The sequence below is a fragment of the Aestuariivita sp. genome, assembly GCF_049276915.1.
Lineage (GTDB): Bacteria > Pseudomonadota > Alphaproteobacteria > Rhodobacterales > Rhodobacteraceae > Aestuariivita.
On the sequence record NZ_JBASXK010000050.1, the window covers coordinates 32934 to 49084 of the forward strand.

Sequence of the window (16151 nt, forward strand, 5' to 3'; positions counted from 1 at the left end):
AATCCTGCCTGCTGGTTATGTCAGTTCGCTGGCCAGTTCTCCAAGGCTGCGTTCCGTGATGTCGAGGATCTCGGAGATCTGCGCCGATTTAACGATCAATGGCGGGCAATAGCCCATGGCGTCCAGCATGTTGCGCGACAACAGGCCGTTGCGCAGCATGATCGCGTTCATATGCGTGCCGATCATGCCGGGCGTGAACTCCTCGGCCCGGCCTTCCGGTGCCACCAGTTCCAGCGCAGCGATCAGCCCGACGCCGCGGGCTTCGCCAACCAGCGGATGGTCGGTCAGTTTGGCCAGTCCCGCCTGCAATTCGGCCCCGCGTTCCGCGGCATTGGCCACCAACTCGCGCTCTTCGATGATCTTGAGGTTTTCCAGCGCGACAGCCGCGCCCACCGGATGACCACCCCCGGTGTAACCATGGCCCAGAATGCCGATGCGATTGCTTTCATCTGCGATCGGTTCATAGACGCGCTCATTCACCATGAAGGCCGAGAACGGAAAATAGGACGAGGTGATCTGCTTGGACATGGTCATGATGTCCGGCTTGATATCATAGGTGACCGAGCCGAACATCTTGCCGGTTCGGCCAAATCCGCAGATGACCTCATCCGCGATCAGCAGGATATCGTATTTCGACAGCACAGCCTGGATCTTTTCCCAATAGGTCGCGGGCGGAACAACCACGCCCCCTGCCCCCATCACCGGCTCGGCGATAAAGGCCGCGACCGTATCGGGCCCTTCGGCCTGGATCATCGCATCCAGATCCTCGGCGCAGCGGGTGGCGAATTGCTCTTCGCTCTCGCCCTCGCGGCCTTCGCGCCAATAGTGTGGGCAGGTGGTGTGCAACACGCCCTGCAACGGCAGATCAAAGGACCGGTGGTTATTGGGCAGCCCCGTCATCGACGCCGAGGCAATGGTCACACCGTGATAGCCCCTGAGCCGGGAAATCACCTTTTTCTTCTCGGGCATGCCAAGCGCGTTCGAGCGGTACCAGATCATCTTGAGGATCGTGTCATTCGCCTCGGATCCCGAGTTGGTGTAAAACACCTTGCTCATCTCAACCGGTGCCATCGCGACCAGCTTTTCGGCCAGGTCGATCGCCGGCCCGTGCGAGCGATGCGAAAAATTGTGATAATAGGGCAGCTGCTGCATCTGCGCATGCGCCGCGTCGATCAGGCGTTTTTCATTGAACCCCACCGCGACGCTCCACAAGCCCGCCATTCCCTCGATATAGCGGTTGCCGTTGGTGTCAAAGACATGGACGCCCTCGCCCCGGTCGATCACCATCGGCCCCTTCTCTTCATGCGCGCGGGCATTGGTATAGCCGTGGAAGTGATAGGCTATATCGCGGGCTTCAATCGAATTGGGGCGCATTTCCATGGGGCACACCTTTGGTCAGAGGGGTTTCATTGCAACATCGGTTCGAATCCGATTGCTGCGCAGCGTCGCGAGAGTCGGCAAGGATGGCAAGGCAATAGTATCGCAGGACCTAAGCTGCGACCACACCATCCGCGCGCCATGCGTCAAAAATCCTCAATGCCTGCTCTGCAAAAACCGCGTCATTGATGTGCCCGTCGATCCGATAGGTCTGGACGTTGGGCGGCAAACTCGCCTCCAGTTCCTGCAGGAACGCCTCCAGCCCGGCCTTGTCGTGCAGATCGGCGCCTTCCCGGTCCCATTCACCCAGCCCATGTTCGGGCAACAGCAACGCAACCGGACCCCTGGCCTTGGCCAATTGTCGGGAATGCGCGCGCGCCACCTGTCTTCTTTCCTCGTCATTCAGAACGATCGAGGTCAAAAGCCGGTTATGCGCATGGCTGGGATGATCCGCCCATTTCTGCGGCACCGCCTGCCAGCCAACGATATCGACAAGGTCATAACAGCCCGGTGCCACGATCTGAGGAATGCCGCGCAGACCCGCATTGGTCAACCGATCCGCTCCGGCCGAAATGTTCGAGCCGTTCACGAAATTGCCCAGCTCCTGCGTGCAAAAGTCAAAGACGCAGGCAAACGCCCCCTGCGCCGCAAGGCTTTCAAAGGCCCGCCCGCCCATGCCGGTGGCGTGGAACACGGCAACCTCATAGCCGCGCTCTTCCAGCGCGGGTTTCAGCGGGACCATGTATTTCAGCGCCGATTTCCCCAGAGACGTCATACCGATCAGCGGCTTTTTCGCATCCGCAAGCACCACGGCCCGTGCCGCGCCCAGAACCGCGCCCGCAGCCTGGCTGAGCGAGGCTTTGCAGACCGAGTTCAACCCGTAAAGCCCCCCGGCCCAGAGGATCATCTGCGTGTCCGGTGCCAGACGCTCGGGCGGGATCAGCGGAGAAAATGACACGGTCGAGACGATGTATTTCGGCACCCCCAAAGGCAGCGCCGAACACACATCCAGCGCCAGATCCGTACCCATCGTGCCGCCCAGAATGATCATCCCATCGAACGTGCCGCCTGCATAAAGCCGCGCGCTCAGCAAAGAGGCCCCCTTTGCCATGATCTGCATGGCGTGGTTTTCGTCACCCGAGGCAATGGCCGCGGCGATCGAACTGCCCCCTTCCTGGGCAACATCATGCTTTGAGTAATCCGTCGGCCGGGAGGGATCCCCCAGAACCGACACATCCATGGTGACGACCTTCCCGCCCTGCTCGCGGATCACTCCGGCCAGGAATTCCAACTCGTCATCCTTGGTGTCATAGGTTCCGATCACCAAAATGGTCTTGTCTGACATAAACGGCCCTCCTCTGGCGATTGACCCTACAGTTTGATCCAGGCGGTCTTGAGGTTGATGTATTTCTCCAGCGCATGCAGCGACTTGTCATGCCCGTTGCCCGACTGGCCGACACCGCCCAGGGGCACCGTTGCGTCGGAGCCTCCATAGGTGTTGACATGCATCACGCCCGTGCGCACGTTGCGCACCATACGATGTGCGCGCGACAGGTTCGAGGTCCAGACCGCGCCAGCAAGCCCATAGACCGTGGAATTGGCAATACGCACCGCCTCGGCATCGCCGTCAAACGCGGTGACCCCCAGAACCGGGCCGAACACTTCCTTCTGGGCCAGCGTCGCATCGGGTCTCACGCCCGTCACGATCGTCGGTGCCATGAAATACCCGCCGGTCTCTTCAAGGATCCGCTGACCGCCGGTGACGATCTCTCCGCCTTCGGCCAAGGCCGTATCGACAAAGCCAAGGTTCTGTTTCAACTGGGCTTCGGAATTGATCGCGCCGATCGCCGTCTCAAGGCTCAGCGGATCCCCTACGCGCATCCCTTCGCTGATCCGCGCGACGTCGGCTACAAAGTCATCATGGATCGACGCCTCGACCAAAAGCCGCGATCCCGCGACACAGACCTGCCCGGCATTGCGGAAAATGCCCGTCGCCGCGACTTTGGCGGCCTCGTGCAGATCCGGGGCATCGGCAAAGATGATATTGGGAGATTTGCCACCCAGCTCGAGATAGACGCGCTTCATGTTCGAGCGCGCGGCATATTCCATCAGACGCCGCCCCGTGGCACCCGATCCGGTGAACACCAGCACATCCACATCCATGGACAATCCCATGGCCTCGCCCACCACGGCACCCTCGCCCGTGACCGCATTCAGAACCCCCGGCGGCAGACCGGCCTCAAGCGCCAGATCCAACATGCGCATCAGCGACAAAGACGCGGTTTCAGCCGGTTTCAGAACCACGGAATTACCCATCGCCAGCGCCGGGCCTAGTTTCCAGGCCCCGATCATCAGCGGAAAATTCCACGGCACGATCGCCCCGACGACCCCCACGGGCTCCTTGTGGATCAGGCCCAGAACATCGCCCGGTGTCGGGGCGATCTCGCCGTAGATCTTGTCCAGAGCCTCGGCATAATACCGGATCGTGCCCGCCGCCGAACCCGGCTCGGCCTTGAGGGCCATTGCGATCTCGGTGCCATTGTCGCGCACGCCCAGAACCGCCAGTTCCAAGGCGTGCGCCTCGATCAGATCGGCCCATTTCAACAGAACCTTCTTGCGCGCGGCAGGCGGCTGACCCGCCCAGCGTCTGTCCTCGAAGGCCGCGCGGGCCGATGCGATTGCCGCCTGCATATCCTGCACCGTTCCGCGCGCCATCCGGGTCAGCACCTGCCCGTCAATCGGAGACAGGACATCCATCTGCCCCCCGTCCGAGGCGGGAACATGCTTGCCCTCGATCAGGTGAAAGCGCTCGGCAACCGGGTGGGCGCGCAACCCGTCGATACTGCTCTGGTCCATGAGGTCCTACCGTGTTTGAGAATCGTGAAGATCGTGATCTTGTTCTGGCTTGTGCCCCCGGTATTCCTTGACCAGGGCGCGGATATGCAGGGCAATCACCAAAAGGATCATCGCAAAGATAATGAACGAGATCGGCCGGTCGATCATGTCGAACGGCGTTTTCAGCCGCGGCAGCGCCGAGCGCAGTTTGACTTCCATGATCCCGCCCAGCACCATGCCAAGAATGATCGGCACAATCGGCAGGTTCAGCCGCTTGAGGATCAGACCCAGTACCCCGAAACCCGCCGCGATCATGCAATCCGTCAGCGAATTGCGCAGCGAATACACCCCGACAAAGGACAGGATCAGGATCATCACCCCCAGGAACCGCGTCGGCACCCGGATGATCTTCGTCAGCAGGTTCGTCGAGAACAGCAGGAACACCATCACGATGATGTTCAGCAGGATCAGCGCCATGTAGAGGCCATAGACCAGGTCGATATTGTTCTGAAACAGCTGCGGGCCGGGGATGACGTTATGGACGTAAAACACCGACAGCATCATCGCCGTAAGGGCTTCGCCCGGTATGCCCAATGCCAGCAGCGGGATCATCGCCGCGGCCGGAACCGCGTTATTGGCCGCTTCTGATGCAATCAGCCCCTCGGGGGATCCCTTGCCGAATTGCTCGGGCGTCTTCGAGGTCTTTTGCGCATAGGTATAGCTCATGAATTGCGCGGTGAACTCGCCCGTGCCCGGGATCATCCCCAGGATCACACCAAAACCCGACGCAACCGTTGCGACGCGCTTGTGCTTCATCAGCTCTTTCAGCCCATCGGTCATACGCCCGGTGACAGGCTTGGCATCGGGGCTGTTATCCGGGGCCGTCAAAAGAAAGAACGCCTGACTGAGCGCGAACAGGCCCAGCACCACGACAATCAGGTTGATACCCGAGGTCAGGAAGGAATAACCGAATGTATAGCGCTGTGTGTACGTGACCGCATCCAGGCCGATGGTCTGCAGAAAGATCCCGAACATCGCCAGCAAACCCGCCGCAAAGATCTGCCCGCGATGGGCAAGGATCACCAGAATGATGCCCAGAAGGGCGGCCAGGAAAATCTCGCGGCTGCCGAACATGGGCGCAATCAGCGCCAGAACCGGCGAAAGCAGGATCAGGCACAATATCCCGAACATTCCCCCCCAGAATGACGCGCTATAGGCCAGCGAGACCGCACGATGCGCCTCGCCCCGCTGGGTCATCGGATAGCCGTCATATGACGTCAGCGCATTCACCGCCGTGCCGGGGGTGTTGATCAGAACCGCGGGGATCGCTCCGCCATACATCGACGAGCCATAGATCCCCAGCAGCATGGTCAGTCCCACGATCGGATCCAGCGAAAAGGTCGCCGGCAACAGGATCGCAATCGCGACCGCCGGACCAACGCCCGGGATCGCTCCGATGATCACACCGCCAACCGACCCGATCAGCAGGGCCAGCATCACATCCCATCGCGCCAGCATTTCCGCCCCGGCGAGCAGGTTTTCCATGGTTGGCTCCGATCAGAAATATGTCAGCATGATCTGGCGCAGCCCGTCGGGCAGCCCTTCATAGATCTGACCCGATGGCAGTTTGACCTGCAAGAATGTCTTGAACAGCAAAACGATCAGAACCGCGCTGACAGCCGCCCACAGCACAACACTCCCCTGCCGGTATCCCGCGCGCAAGCTCAGCAACACCGCAAAAATCACGGTCGACGGCAAATAGCCCGCCCAGGGCACGATCGCCGCATAAGCGATGAACCAACCCGCATATTCCAGCGAACTGACCCAAAGCCAGACCTCGCTCCAGCGCCCGGCGATGCGCTCGGACAGCACCGATCCCAGCAGGTGGAACGCCGCGAACCCGCTCATTCCGATCAACGCGACCGCAGGCCAGAACCGGGGTTGTGCAAAAAGTTTCGCACCCGGTCTATAGGCGGTCTGGTCAAACAGCTGCGACAACAGGAAGAGCGAAAAGATCAGAGCGACCCAAGCAAAGACAATATCCCCGGGACGGCGATATCGCTTGAAAAGCACCTGCAGTGTTTTTGCACGCGACATGCGATTGGTCCTGTCTGACGCGGGAAACAGAAAGGATCGGGCAACGACCAGCGCTGCCCGATCACCTGGGAAACCGGATCAGTTGCCCAGCAGTTCTCTGATGCCGTTCAACGTCGCGATATCCGCGGCGATCTGCGCTTTGACCTCATCCGCAGGCTGCCAGTAGACCAATGCGCCGGTTTCGGCCGCCAGCGTCTGCGCGCGCTCGGACATCACGGTTTTCTGCGCCCCGGCAATGATCTTGTCGCGCACATCCTGCGGTGTGTCCTTGTGCACGAACAGACCGTTCCACAGCGCCACGTTCAACGACGGTGCCAGCTCGGCGACAGTAGGCGCATCGGGCGTCAGCGAGATCCGCTCGGACCCGATCGAGGCCAGCACTTTCACATCACCAAGACAGGGCAGGATCAGCTGCAACGTGGTGTTGATGACATCGACGTCACCAGAGGCCAGCGTGTTGCAATCCAGCGCGTCAAAGGCCGCGTCGGATGCAAAGGCAAAGCCCATCTCCTTGGCCAGACCCAGCGTGACCTGCGTCGGCACCAGCGGTGCCCCGAAGTGACCCAGCACCACATCATTGCCGGCCGCATATGCCGCCAGACCCGCCATGTCGTCATAGGGCGCGCTGGCCCCGGCGGCGATCACGAAGGGATAGGTCAGGAAATTGCCCAGAGGCTCGAACGGATCGGGGTTCAGCTCGGGGATACCGATCTGCGGGCCGACCACGGGAACCGCGATGATGAACGACCCGATGGTATAGCCATCCGCCGGCGCATTGGCGACTTCGATCGCGCCGGGGAACGGGCCACCGCCGCCGCCGGGTTTGTTCACGACCGCTGCAGGGACACCGTAAGCCTCCTGGAAATCTTCGGCGATCATCCGCGTCAGCACGTCCTCAAGATCGCCCGGAGGCCATGGCACGATGAATTCCACAGGCTTTTCCGGGTACTCGGCGCTTGCCGTTCCCGCGACCGCCGCGAAGGCAAGCGCCATGGCGGTGAGCGATTTGACATAGAGTTTCATTGTATTCTCCCTGTTGGTTCGTATTTTGAACCGATGTTGCATAAAAAAGGTTGTCTTGTTAAACGCCATCTGTCAAACCTTTTCTATTCATTCTGGAACCCGCCCACCGATGTCATCTGCTACGAAAACTCTGGAATTGCTGGCCTACTTTTCGCCCACCCGTCCCGAAATCGGGCTATCGCAATTCTGTCGGCTGGCAAAGCGGGACAAGGCAACGACATATCGCCACCTCCAAGCGCTTGAAAATGCGGGCTTTGTCGAACAGAACCCACTGACGAAACACTATCGGCTTGGCCCTGCCCTTCTGCAACTGGCCCAAACCCGCGAAATCACGGTTCCCCGCAAATCCGGGACCGAGGACGCCCTGCGTCACCTGGCCGATGCGACCGGAGAAACCACGCATGTCGGCGTTCTGTCGGGCACGACGCTCTATGCGCTCGCCTCCTGCGAATCGCCAAGACACAGCACGCGGGTCATCATCGACATCCAGACCTTCCCGCTGCATGCCACCGCATCGGGCCTCTGCGCGCTGGCCTTCGGGCCTGATGGGCTGATCGAGGTGGCCAAAGCCGATCTGCGCCGCTTTACATCACACACGGTCAAGACGCCGCAGGAACTCGAGGCGGCGGTGCAAGCCACAAGGCGCACCGGCTTTGCGCAATCCGCCGGCAGCCTCGAGCAGGACGTCTACAGCCTGGCCACCCCGATCTATGATCAGACCGGGCTTTATGCCGGCTCGGTATCCGTCGCCTGTGTGGCGACACGCTTTACGCCGGACAGCGCACAGACCAGCAAACTGCACCTGATGACCGCCAGCCGCGAGATTTCCCGCAACTGGGGCGGCGGCGTTCCCGCAGATCTCGAACGGACCTGGCAACAGGCGATGTCTCAATCTCATGAATTGGAACCCACCGCATGAAAGACTCGAACTTTCTGAAAGAGAACAACGGCCGCCTCATGTGGCACCCGATGACCTCGCCCCAGGACAGCATCGACAGCCCGCCAAAGATCATCACCGGATCAAGCGGCGTCAGCATCACCGATATCGACGGTCACACGGTTGTGGATGGCGTGGGTGGGTTGTGGAACGTCAACCTTGGCTATTCCTGCCAGCCGGTCAAGGACGCCATCACCGACCAGCTTGCCAGACTGCCCTATTATTCGACCTTTCGCGGTGCCTCCAACGATGCCGCCATCGAACTGTCCTATGAGCTGAGCGCGTTCTTTGCCCCCGATGGCCTGAGCCGCGCCTTCTTTACCTCGGGCGGATCGGATTCCGTGGAAACCGCCCTGCGCCTTGCCCGCCAGTATCACAAACTGCGTGGCGAGCCCGGCCGGGTGAAATTCCTCAGCCTCAAGAAAGGCTATCACGGCACCCATATGGGCGGCGCAAGCGTGAACGGAAACGCCAATTTCCGCACCGCTTACGAGCCGCTCCTGCCCGGCTGCTATCACATCCCCGCGCCCTATACCTATCGCAACCCCTTCAACGAGACCGACCCCGAAAGGCTGGCCCAGCTTTGCGCCGCCGCCCTTGAGGACGAGATCGCCTTTCAGGGCCCCAGCACGATCGCGGCGATGATCATGGAACCCATCCTGGGTGCCGGAGGTGTGATCCCGCCGCATAAATCCTTTGCCCCGATGGTGCGCGATATCTGTGAGCGCAACGGCATCCTGCTGATCACCGATGAGGTCATCACGGCCTATGGTCGCACCGGCGCATGGTCCGGCGCGCGGCTCTGGGGCATTCAGCCCGACATGATGGCCACCGCAAAGGCCATCACCAACGGCTATTTTCCCTTTGGGGCCGTGATGCTGGGTGACAAGATGATCGAAGCCTTCGAGGACAACCCCGCCGCCAGGATCGGCCACGGCTATACCTATTCCGGTCACCCGGTCGGCGCCGCCGCCGCCCTTGCCTGTCTGGCGGAAACCAAACGGCTGAACGTCATCGAGAACGCCGCCGCGCGCGGGGATCAGCTTTATGCGGGCTGCAAGGCCTTGATGGAGAAATACGACATCATCGGAGATGTGCGGGGCGGACATGGCCTGATGACAGCCATCGAAATGGTCAGCGACCGCGCCACCAAGAAGCCGATCGACGCCGACACCGCCGCCAAGGTGCAGGAGGTCGCCTATCAGTCCGGCGCGATGATCCGCGTGTCGGGGCCAAACCTCATCCTGTCACCGGCGCTGATCCTCAGCGAACAGGACGCCGCAACCATTCTGGCGGCAATCGATGCGGGGTTTGCAGCGGTGTAAGCGCCCCTATCCCGCTTCGCGCTCGGCCCAGCCTGCAAAGGTGCGTTCCAGAAAGATCACCGCGTAATACAAAAGGATCCCCAGAAACGCGAGGGCGATCAGCACGGCGAACATCAGGGGATAGTCGCCATTTGTCTCGCCCGACTTGAACAAGGCCCCCAGTCCGCGCCCATGCGGGCTGACAATTTCCACAAGGTTCGTGCCGATAAAGGCCAGCGTCGCCGACACCTTCAGGGCCCCGAAAAACTCGGGCAGGGTCTTGGGCAGGGCAATCTTGTAGAAAATCGTGAACCGCGAGGCCCCAAGCGCGCGCAGGATATCGCGATACTCGGGCTCAAGCGTCGACAGGCCGATACCGACCGACACCGCAATCGGAAAGAACGAGATCATGAAGGCCATCAGCACCGTGTTGAAATCATGCTGCCCGATGAAGATCAGCGAAATGACCGGCACAAGCGTCGCCTTGGGAATGGCGTTGAAGCCGACCAGAAGCGGGTAAAGCGCATCCCGCGCGATCCGCGAAAACCCGATGATCATGCCCAGAAGCGTGCCGAACACCACCGCCAGCATCAGCCCCAAGACCGTGCGCCACAGCGTCTGCCAGCCCATGGTGAAAAACAGCTCTTTGTATTTCCAGAAGGCCGGTGGCAGATCAGACGGCGAGGCCATCTTGAAGTTCGGCCACCCGTTCACCCAGACCAGAAATTCCCAGAGCGACAGGAAAATGACAATCGCAATCAGCGGTACAGCGATCTTGCGCAGCATCAGTGAACCTCCACATCGCGGCCCTGTGCGATCTTGATCTGATCGCGCAGGGTATGCAGCATGTCCGCCGCTTTCGGGGTGTAAAGCACATCCAGCGTGCGGTCCTCCGGCAGATCGACCTCCATCACGTATTGCGTGCGCGCCGGACGCCCGGACAGCACGATGACCTGATCGCCCAGAAACACGCTTTCGCGCAGATCATGGGTGATCAGAACCGCCGTGAACGGCTCGGCGCGGCGCAGCTCGCGCATGGTCTGCCAGAGATCTTCGCGGGTAAAGGCATCCAGCGCGCCAAAGGGCTCATCCAGGATCAGAACCTCGGGCTTGTGAACCAGCGACCGGCACAGCGACGCGCGCTGGCGCATGCCACCCGACAGCTCGGACGGGCGTTTGTGTTCGAACCCGATCAGCCCGACCATATCCAGCAGCTCCATCGCCCGCGCGATGCGATCCGCCTTGGGCATCCGGGGGGCCACGATTTCCAGCGGAAGAATGACGTTATCAAGGATCGTGCGCCATTCCAGAAGAACCGGGTTCTGAAACGCCATCCCAACTGTCTTGCGCGGTCCCTTCACGCGTTCGCCATGCAGCCAGACCTCGCCCTCATCGGGTTTCATCAGGCCCGCGATCAGCCGTGTCAGGGTGGATTTTCCGCATCCCGACGGGCCCACCACCGCGGCAAAAGTGCCGACGGGAACCGACACCTCAAGACCATCCAGAACAGGCAACGCTCCGGTGGCGGTTTGGTATGCGTGTTTTACACCCTTGATTTCAATGAGATTTTCTATGGATACACCCGCATGAAAAAAGGGCCGGCACCTGAAAACAGACACCGGCCCGGACTTGGATTTTACTTCAGCATCAACATGTCTTTGGCAGGCAGGAAGCCCGGATCAAAGTACAAGGTCGAATCGGGGGGCGAGTTGAACTCATAGACCGATTTGGTCTGCTCGATCGCATTGGCCATCCGGGCTGGATCAATCGAGCCCATGCCGTTCGCGATCACGTAATCCGTCAGGACATTGGCATCGATCGCCATTTGCAGACGCTCGGTCTCGAGGGCAGCGTCAGCGGCGGGATTGCGCTTCATCAGCGCCTCGATCGCCGTGCCCGGTGCGGCAATCGCGTCTTTCCAACCCATGGCGACAGCGGTCAGAAAGCCGGTCACCTGTTCGGGGTTTGTCGCCGCGAAATCCGTGTTCACGATGATGGCGTTGCCATAAAGATCCACACCGTGATCCGCCATCAGCAGAACCGTGATGTCATCCGCGGGCACACCCAGACGCTTGAGGTTCAGCGTGGATGAGAACGAAAAGCCGGTGATCGCCGCGACCTTGCCCTCGGCCAGCATCGGCTCGCGAACCGGAAAGCCGACGGGCTCTACCGTGATCGTGCTCATGTCCAGCCCGGTTTCGGCGGCAAAGATCGGAAACTGTGCCCAGGCCCCGTCCGGCGGTGGCGCGCCCAGCACCTTGCCGGCCAGATCAAGGGGTGATTCGATGCCAAGGGATTTGCGCCCCACGACCGAGAAGGGCGGTTTGTCATACACCATCATCACCGCTTTGACCGGTGCGTCCGGGTTTTGATCCAGAAAGCGCATCAGCGAATTGATATCGGCAAAGCCCACAGGGAATGCCCCGGTGGCAACCTTCGGAATCGCGTCCAGCGACCCGGCCCCTTCGCTGATGGTGACCGTCAAACCCTGATCCGCAAAGTAACCCGCGTCCAGAGCATGGAAATACGGAGCGGCCGGACCTTCAAATTTCCAGTCCAGCGCAAAGGGAACCTCGGTCTGTGCAAGCACAGGCGTGGTAAAAAGCGCGGCGGCAAGCGCCAAAAGGGTTCTTGAGCGTAGCATGTGTTTCCCCTGGGAATGTTAAGTTTCTGCAAATTTGCCGATCGCGATGAGACCGAAACAGGAGTCGCCGCACCGCACGGATGAATTGCCTTCAAGGCACAGCAGATTGCCTATAAAATGCACGATTTCACGACCTTTGCTTATATTTTGGTCAATCTAGGAAGTTTTTGCGTGTCACGCAATCGGGCATTTCACCGTCGTGAAACCGGCCGGATCACAGGGCAATCACGACCTCATCGATTCCGTCATCGACCGCGCGGCAGGCATTCAGAATGCGGGCCATCAGATGGGTCTGCACATAGGTTCCGTGAAACCGGCTGGGCGCAGTCAGGATCAACCGCCCCCCTGCCCTGTCCTGCCGTTTGAGCCTGCGGAACCAACTGCCATAAAGCGCTGGATCCTCGGCATGCAGCAGCCCTTGAGCGAATTGCCATTCGGTGCCCTCGGACATGTCGGGTGCGGGCACCTGACCGCGCGAGGGCAGCGGCACGACCTTGTCCTGCTCGGTGTCGGGTGCCGCCATGCGCAGCTCGAAATCAGACCCTACACAAGCCCATTGTGGCCGCGTGGCCTGCAGAACGGCCTCCATGTCCAGACGGTATTCCGTCACCCTGCCCCGCGCGCCCTGGCGTTTGACGACCAGCCAGCCGATCGCGCGCAGCCGTGCCATCTCGCGTTTGACAGTGCGCTCATCAACAGACCAGAGCCGCGCGATCTCGCGCTGGCCCACGGCCAGTTCCTCGCGCTGCCAGTTGTAACGCGCCGTGACAAGCGTGATCAGTCTCAACACCTGGCGCTGCTGGTGCTTGTCACCTGCCAGCGCATGGGATCCAAGTGCCGTGATGAAATCATATTTGCGCGCGGCGGCATATTTGCCCACGGCTTTGGTGGATAGCATGACTGCCCTCGGTTTGGTCCGATAAAGATCGGGTCTGCCTCTGGCCAGGAGTTTCTGACGAACCCTTTGGCGATGTGTCCAAAACGCTTTTTCGGATCACAGCTTCATTTGCGTCCTCACCTGCGATTTTGTCAAGCCCGCAATCGAACTGCCGCTTGTGACCATCCAAATTCCATTCAAAAAATCAGGTTAAATGGTATTGGGGGACAGTCTGTGTGTCCCGTTAAATCGTCACTATGTCCCCCATTATGTCGTGGGTCCTTCTCAGCTGTCCCCCATTATCCAGCGTGGATCTCTGGCGGCGACCTCGGCTGCGCGAATCGGAAAACACCAGGGAAACAGGCGCGTTCGGCCACCAGTCGTAGTCTATCGTCTTCGGGGTTCTTTGAAAAATTGTCTTTTCACCGAAGCGATTTTCGGCGTAAATCCTGAATATACGATAATCTACGTTCTGACAAATATCGCAGAACGGGTTCCCCGCGGGGAACCGCAGCAGGAAAAGAGGCACCATGTTCACCCATAATGAGCTTGCACGTCTGCAGTCGCAGTCTCTCAAGATGCAGGGCCATATCCGCAGGCAAACCTATTCACCCGAGATGGAAAAGACGCTGCGCCGGTTCTCAAGCTGGGAGGTGGCCGAGCTGATCTTCAAGATGAACCCCTCGACCCTGCGCGGCAGGCTGGCGGCGGATCCGTCGCTGCCTGAAGGGCTGGTCGAAGAGGATGGCCGCCAGCGCTGGTACAGCCTTGAAGAGATCAACGAGCTGCGCCGCCGGATCAAGGTCAAGGGCAAGTCCTTGATGCCCGAGCGCCCGGCGGGCAAGCGCGCGATCCGCGCGGCCGTGGCAAATTTTAAGGGCGGCGCGGGCAAGTCGACGGTCGCCTTGCACTTTGCCCATGCCGCGGCGCTGGATGGCTATCGCGTGCTGGCGGTGGATTTCGATCCACAGGCCACGCTCAGCCATTCCATGGGCCTGTCGGATGTGTCCGAGGAATACACCGTCTGGGGCATCATGGCGCGCGATCTCATCCACGAGACCGAACGGATGAACGCCGCCACACGCGGTGCGGAATCCGGGACCGCCCTGCCCCGCCGGCAACTGCCCGCGGCGGTCACGGGCATGGGGCTGGATGCGCTGCGCATCACCGACTTTATCAAGCCGACCAGCTGGCCCACGATCGACCTGATCCCAAGCTGCGCCAACGCGGCTTTCGTGGAGTTTGCCAGCGCGCAGTATCGTCACCTCAATCCCGAATGGTCGTTCTTTGCGGCGGTCTCGCGCTATCTCGATGCGCTGCCGGATGATGCCTATGACATCATCATTTTCGACTGCCCGCCGGCCATCGGCTATCAGTCGATGAATGCGGTCTTTGCGGCGGACGTGCTCTATATCCCGTCGGGCCCGGGCTATTGGGAATATGACAGCACCACCAGCTTTATCGGCCAGCTCTCCGAAGCGCTGGAGGATCTGGGCCGCTTTCAGGGTGGGCAGACCGAGAAGGCCTTTGCCGATATCCGCTTTCTGCTGACCCGTTTCGAGCCGAACAACGAATTGCACCGCGCGATGCAGTCAGCCTTTGTTCAGGTTTTTCGCCCACATGTGACCGAGCATCCGATCGAGATGACCCGCGCGGTCGAACAGTCGGGTCGCTTTCTGTCGTCGATCTATGAGATGGATTACCGCCAGATGACCCGCGAGACCTGGCGGCGCGCACGGGCGTCCTTTGATCGGGCCTATGATGAATTCAAAGCCACGCTGCTTGTCGCGTGGGACAAGCTGGAGGATTAATCCATGTCCAAGAAACGCAGCATTTTCGAGATTGATTTCGACGTTGAGGCGGATGCCTCGGATGACGGGTTCCCCGCGGGGAACCAGGCCGCGCCGGAAACCAAGTCCTATAATGTGCAGGGTCACCCGCTGCAAAACAGCGAACCTGCCCCCGTGCGGCGCAGCCCGATGGCCAGCGCGATCGCGGAAACTTCGGAAGCCGCAGGAGACCGCGCACGCGCCGAGGCTGCCATTCGCGCCGAGAATGATGCGCTGGCCCATGAGTATGTCCGTCTGAAAAAGCTGGGCCTGATCACCGATTTGATCCAGACCTCGGATGTGCATGTGACCAAGCTGATCCGGGACCGCTCGATGCAGGCGGATCCCGAACTCGATGAGCTGAAGGCCTCGATTCAGGCGGTGGGCTTGTCCAACCCGATCCGGGTCGAACAGTCCGACGAGGGCTATGAGCTGATCCAGGGCTATCGTCGTTTGACGGCGTTTCGCGAACTGGCCGAAGAAACCGGTGATCCCAGATACACGCGCATTCCCGCAGCGCTGGTTCCCCGCGGGGAACCGTTGGATGCGCTGTATCGCAAAATGGTCGACGAGAACCTGGTGCGCAAGGATCTGTCCTTTGGCGAGATGGCGCAGCTGGCCATGTCCTATGCCGAAGATATCGGGGTGTCGGTGCATGATGCGGTGTCCACGCTTTATGCGTCTGCGGCCAAGCAAAAGCGCACCTATATCCGGTCCTTCGCGCGGCTGTTGCAGAACCTTGGTGGGGCGGTACGCCATCCCGAAGCCTTGCCGCGCGCCTTCGGTCTTGAGCTGGACCGCGCGTTGGATGCGGACCCGGTGCGCGCCGGAGAACTGGCGCGCAGATTGCAGGCGATTTCCGACCGCACGGTCCTGGACGAGGCGCGTATCTTGCAGGTGGCCCTGATGGCGCGCAGAGCGAAACCGGCCCCCTCCAAGCCGTCGGTGTCCAAGACCACGCTGCGCTTTGAACGCCCCGAGGGCGAGGCGCGCCTGATCGCCCATGATGGCAAGGTCGAGCTGCGGCTCGAGCGGGATTTCTCGGCGCTCAGCAAGGCGCGGTTGCAGGCAGCAATCGAGTCATTCCTCGACACATTGGACGAGGGCGAGGGCGAGGGCAGGGGCTAAGGCCCCGCCGACGTCGGGTCCGCCACAGGGCTGGACCCGACACAAGGCCGGCGGGCTTGGACCTGCGGCGGCCTGCACGGTTCTCCGCGGGGAACCAGGT

14 protein-coding genes are annotated in these 16151 nt (G+C 60.8%); 4 read left to right on the forward strand and 10 right to left on the reverse strand.

Features of this window, described 5'->3' with window-relative positions; translation table 11 throughout:
• Nucleotides 1-15: 15 nt before the first annotated feature.
• From WAO69_RS05235 to WAO69_RS05260, 6 genes are all read right to left on the reverse strand, one after another.
• The gene (locus tag WAO69_RS05235) at nucleotides 16-1380 is read right to left on the reverse strand and encodes an aspartate aminotransferase family protein (protein ID WP_422176999.1); all 1365 of its coding nucleotides are present in this window, start codon (nucleotides 1378-1380) and stop codon (nucleotides 16-18) included.
• Between the two features lie 109 nt (nucleotides 1381-1489).
• Nucleotides 1490-2722 carry a Tm-1-like ATP-binding domain-containing protein gene (locus tag WAO69_RS05240; RefSeq protein WP_422177000.1) on the reverse strand — a complete coding sequence of 411 codons (1233 nt, stop codon included), beginning with the start codon at nucleotides 2720-2722 and terminating at the stop codon, nucleotides 1490-1492.
• A gap of 26 nt (nucleotides 2723-2748) precedes the next feature.
• Nucleotides 2749-4233, reverse strand: coding sequence for an aldehyde dehydrogenase (locus WAO69_RS05245; protein WP_422177001.1), 1485 nt, complete (start codon nucleotides 4231-4233; stop codon nucleotides 2749-2751).
• Nucleotides 4234-4239: 6 nt separating this feature from the next.
• The gene (locus WAO69_RS05250; RefSeq protein ID WP_422177002.1) at nucleotides 4240-5757 is read right to left on the reverse strand and encodes a tripartite tricarboxylate transporter permease; all 1518 of its coding nucleotides are present in this window, start codon (nucleotides 5755-5757) and stop codon (nucleotides 4240-4242) included.
• Nucleotides 5758-5769: 12 nt separating this feature from the next.
• A complete protein-coding gene (locus WAO69_RS05255; protein WP_422177003.1) occupies nucleotides 5770-6309 on the reverse strand; it encodes a tripartite tricarboxylate transporter TctB family protein in 540 nt (179 codons plus the stop codon).
• A 78-nt stretch (nucleotides 6310-6387) separates the two neighbouring features.
• Nucleotides 6388-7332: a tripartite tricarboxylate transporter substrate-binding protein gene (locus WAO69_RS05260; protein ID WP_422177004.1), complete on the reverse strand. Its 945-nt coding sequence runs from the start codon at nucleotides 7330-7332 to the stop codon at nucleotides 6388-6390.
• 109 nt (nucleotides 7333-7441) lie between these two features.
• Here WAO69_RS05260 and WAO69_RS05265 point away from each other — a divergent pair, with 109 nt between their 5' ends.
• Both WAO69_RS05265 and WAO69_RS05270 read left to right on the forward strand, forming a co-directional pair.
• Nucleotides 7442-8251, forward strand: coding sequence for an IclR family transcriptional regulator (locus WAO69_RS05265; protein WP_422177005.1), 810 nt, complete (start codon nucleotides 7442-7444; stop codon nucleotides 8249-8251).
• Entirely contained in the window at nucleotides 8248-9594 is a 1347-nt protein-coding gene (locus WAO69_RS05270; protein ID WP_422177006.1) for an aminotransferase class III-fold pyridoxal phosphate-dependent enzyme, read from the forward strand. Before WAO69_RS05265 ends, WAO69_RS05270 begins: the two co-directional genes overlap by 4 nt.
• A 6-nt stretch (nucleotides 9595-9600) precedes the next feature.
• On the opposite strand, the gene WAO69_RS05275 is transcribed toward WAO69_RS05270, so the two are convergent.
• The 4 genes from WAO69_RS05275 to WAO69_RS05290 form a co-directional block, all read right to left on the reverse strand.
• On the reverse strand, nucleotides 9601-10359 hold the full coding sequence (locus WAO69_RS05275; RefSeq protein WP_422177007.1) for an ABC transporter permease: 759 nt from the start codon (nucleotides 10357-10359) through the stop codon (nucleotides 9601-9603).
• Nucleotides 10359-11147, reverse strand: a complete 789-nt coding sequence (locus WAO69_RS05280; RefSeq protein ID WP_422177012.1) for an ABC transporter ATP-binding protein — start codon at nucleotides 11145-11147, stop codon at nucleotides 10359-10361. The genes WAO69_RS05275 and WAO69_RS05280 overlap by 1 nt, the downstream gene beginning before the upstream one ends.
• Before the next feature lie 62 nt (nucleotides 11148-11209).
• Entirely contained in the window at nucleotides 11210-12217 is a 1008-nt protein-coding gene (locus tag WAO69_RS05285) for an ABC transporter substrate-binding protein (RefSeq protein WP_422177008.1), read from the reverse strand.
• 214 nt (nucleotides 12218-12431) lie between these two features.
• The gene (locus WAO69_RS05290) at nucleotides 12432-13115 is read right to left on the reverse strand and encodes a DnaA N-terminal domain-containing protein (protein WP_422177009.1); all 684 of its coding nucleotides are present in this window, start codon (nucleotides 13113-13115) and stop codon (nucleotides 12432-12434) included.
• Between the two features lie 509 nt (nucleotides 13116-13624).
• Here WAO69_RS05290 and WAO69_RS05295 point away from each other — a divergent pair.
• Both WAO69_RS05295 and WAO69_RS05300 read left to right on the forward strand, forming a co-directional pair.
• Complete coding sequence (locus WAO69_RS05295) at nucleotides 13625-14905, forward strand: AAA family ATPase (protein ID WP_422177010.1); 1281 nt, start codon at nucleotides 13625-13627, stop codon at nucleotides 14903-14905.
• A 3-nt stretch (nucleotides 14906-14908) separates the two neighbouring features.
• A complete protein-coding gene (locus WAO69_RS05300) occupies nucleotides 14909-16051 on the forward strand; it encodes a ParB/RepB/Spo0J family partition protein (protein ID WP_422177011.1) in 1143 nt (380 codons plus the stop codon).
• The last annotated feature ends 100 nt before the right edge of the window (nucleotides 16052-16151 follow it).

What these genes read in the sequence shown, in the direction of transcription:
- WAO69_RS05265 (WP_422177005.1), top strand. Translation starts at nt 7,442, where the DNA reads ATGTCATCTGCTACGAAAACTCTGGAATTGCTGGCCTACTTTTCGCCC.
- WAO69_RS05275 (WP_422177007.1), bottom strand. Translation starts at nt 10,359, where the DNA reads ATGCTGCGCAAGATCGCTGTACCGCTGATTGCGATTGTCATTTTCCTG.
- WAO69_RS05245 (WP_422177001.1), bottom strand. Translation starts at nt 4,233, where the DNA reads ATGGACCAGAGCAGTATCGACGGGTTGCGCGCCCACCCGGTTGCCGAG.
- WAO69_RS05295 (WP_422177010.1), top strand. Translation starts at nt 13,625, where the DNA reads ATGTTCACCCATAATGAGCTTGCACGTCTGCAGTCGCAGTCTCTCAAG.
- WAO69_RS05270 (WP_422177006.1), top strand. Translation starts at nt 8,248, where the DNA reads ATGAAAGACTCGAACTTTCTGAAAGAGAACAACGGCCGCCTCATGTGG.
- WAO69_RS05255 (WP_422177003.1), bottom strand. Translation starts at nt 6,309, where the DNA reads ATGTCGCGTGCAAAAACACTGCAGGTGCTTTTCAAGCGATATCGCCGT.
- WAO69_RS05290 (WP_422177009.1), bottom strand. Translation starts at nt 13,115, where the DNA reads ATGCTATCCACCAAAGCCGTGGGCAAATATGCCGCCGCGCGCAAATAT.
- WAO69_RS05235 (WP_422176999.1), bottom strand. Translation starts at nt 1,380, where the DNA reads ATGGAAATGCGCCCCAATTCGATTGAAGCCCGCGATATAGCCTATCAC.
- WAO69_RS05260 (WP_422177004.1), bottom strand. Translation starts at nt 7,332, where the DNA reads ATGAAACTCTATGTCAAATCGCTCACCGCCATGGCGCTTGCCTTCGCG.
- WAO69_RS05300 (WP_422177011.1), top strand. Translation starts at nt 14,909, where the DNA reads ATGTCCAAGAAACGCAGCATTTTCGAGATTGATTTCGACGTTGAGGCG.
- WAO69_RS05285 (WP_422177008.1), bottom strand. Translation starts at nt 12,217, where the DNA reads ATGCTACGCTCAAGAACCCTTTTGGCGCTTGCCGCCGCGCTTTTTACC.
- WAO69_RS05240 (WP_422177000.1), bottom strand. Translation starts at nt 2,722, where the DNA reads ATGTCAGACAAGACCATTTTGGTGATCGGAACCTATGACACCAAGGAT.
- WAO69_RS05250 (WP_422177002.1), bottom strand. Translation starts at nt 5,757, where the DNA reads ATGGAAAACCTGCTCGCCGGGGCGGAAATGCTGGCGCGATGGGATGTG.